Origin of the sequence: Methyloglobulus sp. (genome assembly GCF_046714055.1) — a bacterium.
Taxonomy (GTDB): Bacteria; Pseudomonadota; Gammaproteobacteria; order Methylococcales; family Methylomonadaceae; genus Methyloglobulus.
Genome location: NZ_JBKKBJ010000278.1, coordinates 1 through 7,581 on the forward strand (window position 1 = coordinate 1; position 7,581 = coordinate 7,581).

Genomic DNA, 7,581 nt, shown 5'->3' on the forward strand with positions numbered 1-7,581 from the left:
GTATGCCTGTATCCGCACGGCTTGCACTTATGGCGCTGCTTCCCTTTGACTATGCCATCTTTGGTGCCATCTGTTGAGCCACATTTGGGACAATTCATGGTGCATTTGCTCCATATTAAAAAAACACTAATCATACCATTATCTATACTAAGTTAACAATGCCCGTTAAATTACGCCTAAATAATTTGCTGTCTGCGAGATTCACAAACTGCAACCCCACTTGGCAGAAGATGCTCTTTGCTGTCAAATGGAAACGCATATGGAGCCTCAACATTGATGATGTAGTTCAGCGTTCTCAACCACAACCTGCTGAATTTCCTATAGAGACATTCAATTGGTTTCAAGAATTTAAACCTCGACCAAGGGGAGGATATAAACTCCAAGTCATACATCTTCATGGTTATGCAAGACAGCTTCCTGATTTCCCTGACCATTTAATATTTTCACTGAAGGAGTATGCCAATCGACATGAATTGGCTCCTGGATGGCATACAGAGTTCCGATCAGAATATGCTCAAAAGCCGTTTATCGTTTGCGGGGCAAGATTGCAGGATGAAATTGACCTAATTGATGTCATTGAGTATGGAAACAAATCCTGTGAGCGTGGCGGATGTCCTTCGATAATAGTACTTAAGGACTTCGCCCCAGGACAAGAATCGCGTTTACAACGGTATGGCCTTATTCCAATCGCCGACACTGGTGATGAATTTTTCAGTGCGCTAATTTCGGATGTAAACACATTTAAGAGTCGTCATCCAGATACCGACCCACAATATGCTGCCGCACTAAGTGAAGTGAGAGAGAAGTTCCGACAGCTTAAGACCGCTTCGGCTAACCCATCTCGTAAGGCTCTGGATTTTTATGCATCTGCCGAAACACAATGGCAACACATCGTAGATAATCTTGATGCGCGAATGCAAAAAACCGATAACGCAGTGGAGTGGTTGCAGAGTGCCAATGCCGCCCATCCCGTAAAAGTCATATTGATTCATGGAGGCTCCACTTCAGGCAAGACATCTTCTGCCTATCGAATTGGGAAGGAATTGCTTATTCATGGCTATGAACTTTGGCTGTATAGAGGTGAGGAGATATTTGACGAAAGCGCCATCATTCCCTACTTAAAAAGTGCCAAAAAAATTGCCCTCATTTTCGACGACTGCGCGGACTACTCCAGCGCACTACAGCGCCTGGCCAACGAAGCGAAGAACAAAAATGTAATGCTTAGTGTCATTGCGGTTTGTGATGAGCATCGCGTTCGTGCGGTCAAAGTACATATCCCTACCAACATTTGCATGGATTGGCCGACTGAACCATTAGCCTATCGGGACTTTATTTCGATATACGAAAAAAGGTTAGCAAAGGGTCGTTTGGGTCGACGCACATCGACATCCACCACAGATTTGTGGCGAGAATTTCGAACAGGCTATAACTACCATTTACTGGAGTGGCTAGAGAGCCTGGAAAGTGCAAACCCATATCGCGAAGCCATACTAAATATTTTCAAGGGGACTTCTGCAGTCTCAACAGATGTGAAAAACCTTGTTTGTGCAACCGCAGCCGTACATAGATTTGGTTACTCATTGCCATTTTTTATCGCTGATGACTTCCGTGGCATTAAAACACTGAATGTACTTATCGATGAAGGTGGAGCAATGGAGTCACTTGCCTACATCGATGATCGTGGACTCCGGCTGCGCAGCAGTGCTTTTGCTAATTTCGTTTGGAGACAACTCAGCTTAACAGACCGATTTAATTGTGCGATGAGTATCGTACGAAAGCTTGCTCCTTTGGTGGTTCCTCAGACTATAACAAGGCGAAGTCTTCCATATTTGATTACACGTCAACTCATGGATTGGGAGAACGTGAAGCGCGATTTTAGAAATGAATCGGAGAAATGGTATGAAGAATTGGAGCCAGTTTATAGTTGGAATGCACGATTTTGGGAGCAAAGGGCTTTGCTCGCTAGTGACAGGAATGATGAATCGAAAGCTTACTCTTATGCAAAAAAAGCGATCGGCGTACACGGACAAGATTCATTTCCTTGGACAACTCTCGGCAAGATATGTGTCAAGATAGGAGTGAATCGGATGGACCAAGTCGGCGTTGACCGTTTCTGGGAGGGCGTAAACGCATTGGAAAAGTCACGGAAGCTTCAAGTAGATTTAGGGCTGGAATGGGAGCACCCTTACATAACTTTTTTTACATATGCACTATTGGCTTATAAATGTCCACATTTTAAGTTTGAGCGCGAACAACTCAATCGTACATGGGAGCAGTGGATGCGAGATGCAAAGAGTGCAAAGAGTGCAAAGAGTTTGGATATATTCCCTCCGGCTCAATTGGGAACAAATACTCAACTTGATAAATTTCAATTCCAATGGTTGTTGAATGCTGTGGTCACAGATTGAACAGTACGGTAGCACGGTAGGTCGGATTAGACGCGAAAATTCTTCAACTTTAAGATAACAAAGGTTTTTCCGCGCGTCGTAATCCGCCATTTCGATGGCACAGCATTCGGCGAATTATACCCTTTAGGGCACACAAGCGCCGCGCCCAAAGCGCAATTAAACCGAATAGTCCGTATGTTTGCGCGGCTAATTCGCCCTTGCTCTTGATTGCTGTATAAAATTTGATACAATACAGGTATGGAACAAGAAAAAGAAATTCGCTGGATAGGTGGCTTATGTGGATATTCTTAACTTTCCACTTGAGTCGAGACGAGAAGCTGGATTTCAGTTAGGAAAAGTGCAAGCGGGGCTTGATCCAGATGATTGGAAACCATTTGGTAAGGCAGGTTCGGGTATTCGGGAAATCCGTGAGGGATGCTACTGGGATTTATCGAGTTATGTTTGTGGCTAAATTTGAAGAAGCTATTTATGTGCTTCATTGTTTCCAGAAGAAGCCTGAATCCACGACGAAGCGCGTCAAAGACATTTTAGAAGCTCGCTATAGGGCTGTGGCAAGAGAAAGGGGTAAGTCAAAATGAACGATATTGATACAAAAACAAGACATGTAACACAGCCAGGTGCGAATCTATTTGTTGAACTCGGGTTTGATTTGGCGGAAGCGGAGCAACTCCAAGCCGAATCCCGAAAACGCATCAACGACACCAATGTCTTGAAAGAGGCGCTAATGAGTGAATTGGCAAAATGGATTAAAGAAAATCACCTGAAACAAGAGGAAGCTGCCGTAATCTTGCATGTAACACGCCCCCGCGTGTCTGACGTTGTGAACAAAAAAATAAGTAAATTTACGATTGATGCGTTGGTTGGCATGTTAACCAGAATCGGTAAAACTGTGCATCTCGCAATTGGATGAAGTGATTATAAGTAATAGCGTACAACTGTTTTTAAAAGCCGTCATTCCGGCAGGGATTGGCGGCGAGGGTTCCATATCCTCTTCCGCACTTCCTCCATCCATGGAGGTCGCCGAGATCCAGAAACCAGGGATGGCTCGGAGCTTGCCGTCCATGGCACTGGATACCCGCTTCCCGGCGGGTATGACGCACTTTTTTGCTTCAGTTGCTAATCGCGTCCTGTAATTCAGATTTTAAATCAGTTATTCATTTTTACTTAATTGATTTGCTATTATTTATGAGAACATACTATGAGCAAACGTGTTGTCACCGCCCATATCCCCATAGACCTTGCTGGGCAAGTTGATTTGCTTGCCGCACGGCTTGACAGGCCAAAGGGTTGGATCGTCCGGCAGGCGCTAATTTCTTGGGTTAAACTCGAAGCCAAACGACACCAGCTCACGCTGGACGGTTTGGCCGATGTCGATGCCAATCGCATAGTCGATCATTCGTCGGTCGTGGCTTGGGGTAAGGGTCTCGATCAAGCTGGATAATCCCCATGCTTCAATGGACGACAAGCGCTAACCACGATTTAGTTCGCCTCCATGCCTTTTAACATCCAGTTAATCCACGTGCTGCTGTCCAAGTTGTGCAACAGCTAGTTGCGGCGGCAGAACAGCTTTTGACTTATTCGCAGCTTGGCGAGCGTCTTGCCGAGTTTTCGCCGCGCAATGTCCGGCGATTGGTCGTCGGTGACTATGAGCTACGCTATGAACTTACGGACACTACAATTTTTGTTTTGCGCCTCTGGCATGGCCGCGAAGATCGGTGATCGGGCTAATTGGGTCTTGAATATCGTAAGTAATCAAACTAAGGTTTTTAGGTATTTTTAATGTCATCGGAGTACAAACCTAGGTTTGTACTCCTAAACATTAGCTGAAGACTTATGCTTTGGTACTTAAGGAACCTCTAAAAATCCCCTATCCCTATTTGCCCCAGACCAGTATTTGTGTAGGCTAACAATGGATAAAATCCAGCTACTCTATGTAGAAAACGTGATTACCAGAAAAAAAAGGGGCGGCCATCAAAAGCTGTCTTTTTTTATGTTGGTGGAAAATATCAGTTATGACAAGGAGGTCGATGTTGTCTGGGCCGGGGAAGACGGCGTATGGCAAACTTTGCCTGTGCAGTATCACAGCAAACTGGGCTCCGGTAAAGAGTACTGGCATGCCCTGACAAAATTTCATCTGTCTTCAGATAAATCCCTGCCAGGGAATATTCAGTTTGGACTACGCTATCAGGCATTAGGTAAAGAATATTGGGACAATAACCAAGGTTTGAATTATTCCAGTGTAGCCGATTCAGGAATCAAGGTAGCGCATAATATTCCGGTGTTGAATATTGGCTTTACCGACAGGTTAAGGGATGACCAAAAATATGTCCCCATTACTGTAGCGGTAGACCAGTCACTTGATGCCGAAAAAGTCACTATTCACTGGACTACGGACAATTGGAAACACGCCCATAAAACCCCCTGTTACTTCAAAGCCAACTACTGGGATAAAGAGTTGCCCGGCACTGCCAGAAATCCAAATCAATATGGTTCCCAGGTTTGGAAAGGCTGGCTTAAGATCCGTGATGCTTTTCGAGTGCAGTACTACATTTCCTGCGAAAGTAAGGGACAGATTTTATGGGACAACAACTATGGCCATAATTACTCCATTAGTCATGAGGCGCTTAAAATCCTGATCCTGAATCTGCATTGTTATCAGGAAGATAACCAGGATTACAAATTTTCCCAGATAGCCAAAGCGATTAACGAGCTGGATGTCGATATTGTCTGCCTACAGGAAGTGGCAGAACTTTGGAATAACGGCGAAGGTGATTGGGACTCAAATTCGGCAAAAATAATTAATGATCTCCTTGAAACTCCCTACCATATCTATACAGACTGGGCGCATCTGGGTTTTGACCGGTATCGAGAAGGCGTTGCAATTTTGAGCAAATATTCGCTATCGGAACAGGAGTCCCGATATGTGTCAGATAGTCATGATCCTTACGGTATCCATTCCAGAAAAGTTGTCATGGCCCAAATAAACATCCCGCATATGGGTTTGATTAATGTTTTTTCCGCACATTTAAGCTGGTGGGAAGACGGCTTTCAGCAACAATTCAACCGCCTGTGCGAGTGGGCTGAAAGTAAACAGTCGGCACTGGTCAAAGGGACATTATTGTGTGGGGATTTTAATATCGCGGCGGGATCAAGCGGCTATAGCCTGGTGGTCGATTCCCATCAATATGAGGATCAATATCTGGCGGCCAATTCGCCAGCAGTGTTTGAAAAAATCTTCAAAGTTAACGACCCCTACTGGCAACAGTATCTTGTCGATGACTATCGTATTGATTTTATTTTTATGGATAAGTCAAGTGAGCTAGGGGTCACGTCAGGAACTGTACTTTTTACAGGGCAGGACTATGGAAGAGTTTCCGACCATTGTGGTTATTTTATGACATTTGAGCCGAAAGAAAGTAAGGCATCCGGGGACATCGCCTGCGATTGGATTAGCCAGGGTGGATAGTATATCCAACCGGTTCACTGAAATAATTTCAAGAGATTAGTTTTGTACGAGGTAAAGATATGCAGATAGCTGAACATTACGCCACGCCCATCCATGGAAATCTGGGCGGCTCTTTTCAACGGGTCAATGACTTTAATGATAAATTTTATGTCCGCTGGGGGAAAATAGACTTTGACCTGTCATTTGGGGTTCAGGCCAATTTAAAAGTTATCCTGAAAGTCTATCGCGACAATGCTATCTGCGAAACCTATGTTGTCGATACTGATGACTATGATGTCCACTGGAACCGCCATAAGCGCTGCACACGGGATTTTTATATACACCCGTTTTCTAATAACTTTGGCCGGATTAACTGCATAAAGTTTTCTTTTGTCGTGCATCTGGATGAGCACTCTATCCCTTCCCAAAATGAATATATCTTCATGGATTGGCATCAACTCCAGGATGACCAGCCCCAGTACCGAAGAATTACCCATGACTGGGCAACGGCCAACAGCTATCGAACGTATGAACTGAATGCCGGCGAGTTACAGGCCGATGTGGATTGGTATAACCATCATTTTGACTCGTTGCAGCTTGTCCCCAAGTTTACCAAAGGGCAGCAGCACCATCCTTATCACCCCAAACGCTATATTCATGACCTTATAGACAAGGTTATACGCTGCAAGTGGGAAAATCCTGATCGTTTCTGTACCATCAAGGTCAGTGTTGACTGCATTGATGATGCTGATTTCATCAATCATTTGATTCAGGCGAGAGATCAGGGGGTCTGGGTCCAGTGTATTGTGGATTGGCGAAAGATGGCCCTGACCAATAGTCAAAACTATGCCCGATTAAAGCGCTCCAGAATTGAATTGCTTGGCGTATTCTGTAGTCCCCGGCATCATCTCATAGAAGTTGAGCCGGACATGCACACCAAATTTATTATTTTTAATGATGAGGACTGCATACTGGGCTCATTCAATATCACTTTCGACCGCTGGTGGGCTAATTGGGAATCAGGGATGACTTTCCATTCCAAAGGGGTTTGCCGCCTGCTTGACAATATATTTCAAAGCCAACGGGGAGGGGTGAACCAAAAATACGGTATCGACCCCTTGAGCCATTTCAATCTGCTCTACACCTTCGGCAGGCACAGCATGAATAACGGGCAATACTACCGTCCCCATCATGCCATCCTGGCAGAAATCAACCGTGCCCGACATGCAATCAAGGTGTCATTATTTTTGATTGGTGAGCTCTTGGGAGATCATCATGATAGCGTGGTTAATGCCCTGATCCATGCCAAGAACAGGGGCGTTTACGTGCATATTCTATTTAATGGGCATCTGGCTCGGCAGGGGCGCATCGGCGTGGAACGGCCTATGGCGGAAGAGCTTAACCGACCCTTATTGCCGGCGGTGCAACGGCTGAAGTCCGCCGGTATTCCGGTCGGCCTGGTTTACGGGCAAGATGACCATCCGGTGCCTTATTCCCCCATCCATTCCAAGTATTGTGTTATCGATGACTATATTGTCATTGAAGGTAGTTTCAACTGGTATAACACCTCGGTGTTTTCCCATGACCTCATAGTGGTCGCCGCTAATCACGAAGTGGCAAAACCCTATCTTTATGAATTTGACCAAATACAACGATCTTTCAGGGTATATTATTGATTTAGCTTGGTAAGTTGGCTTAGGGGGTAGCCGTAACCCAACAGTCGTAGCT

At 45.1% G+C, this 7,581-nt stretch carries 7 protein-coding genes and 1 pseudogene; all 8 read left to right on the forward strand.

Annotated features, from left to right (window positions below; genetic code table 11):
- Positions 1 to 230 precede the first annotated feature (230 nt).
- Positions 231 to 2,408, forward strand: a complete 2,178-nt coding sequence (locus ACLQ6D_RS17030) for a hypothetical protein (protein ID WP_411728501.1) — start codon at positions 231 to 233, stop codon at positions 2,406 to 2,408.
- A gap of 359 nt (positions 2,409 to 2,767) precedes the next feature.
- The gene (locus tag ACLQ6D_RS17035; protein WP_411728502.1) at positions 2,768 to 2,986 is read left to right on the forward strand and encodes a type II toxin-antitoxin system RelE/ParE family toxin; all 219 of its coding nucleotides are present in this window, start codon (positions 2,768 to 2,770) and stop codon (positions 2,984 to 2,986) included.
- A complete protein-coding gene (locus tag ACLQ6D_RS17040) occupies positions 2,983 to 3,318 on the forward strand; it encodes a helix-turn-helix domain-containing protein (protein WP_411728503.1) in 336 nt (111 codons plus the stop codon). The genes ACLQ6D_RS17035 and ACLQ6D_RS17040 overlap by 4 nt, the downstream gene beginning before the upstream one ends.
- Position 3,319: 1 nt before the next feature.
- Positions 3,320 to 3,541 carry a hypothetical protein gene (locus ACLQ6D_RS17045; RefSeq protein WP_411728504.1) on the forward strand — a complete coding sequence of 74 codons (222 nt, stop codon included), beginning with the start codon at positions 3,320 to 3,322 and terminating at the stop codon, positions 3,539 to 3,541.
- Positions 3,542 to 3,606: 65 nt separating this feature from the next.
- On the forward strand, positions 3,607 to 3,849 hold the full coding sequence (locus ACLQ6D_RS17050) for a CopG family ribbon-helix-helix protein (RefSeq protein WP_411728505.1): 243 nt from the start codon (positions 3,607 to 3,609) through the stop codon (positions 3,847 to 3,849).
- 83 nt (positions 3,850 to 3,932) lie between these two features.
- Positions 3,933 to 4,127 (forward strand): annotated as a pseudogene (locus tag ACLQ6D_RS17055) (type II toxin-antitoxin system RelE/ParE family toxin); the annotation flags it as partial.
- A gap of 190 nt (positions 4,128 to 4,317) precedes the next feature.
- Positions 4,318 to 5,874, forward strand: a complete 1,557-nt coding sequence (locus ACLQ6D_RS17060; RefSeq protein WP_411728506.1) for an endonuclease/exonuclease/phosphatase family protein — start codon at positions 4,318 to 4,320, stop codon at positions 5,872 to 5,874.
- A gap of 59 nt (positions 5,875 to 5,933) precedes the next feature.
- Positions 5,934 to 7,529 (forward strand): phospholipase D-like domain-containing protein, encoded by a 1,596-nt coding sequence (locus tag ACLQ6D_RS17065; RefSeq protein ID WP_411728507.1) that lies wholly within the window; start codon positions 5,934 to 5,936, stop codon positions 7,527 to 7,529.
- Positions 7,530 to 7,581: the final 52 nt, after the last annotated feature.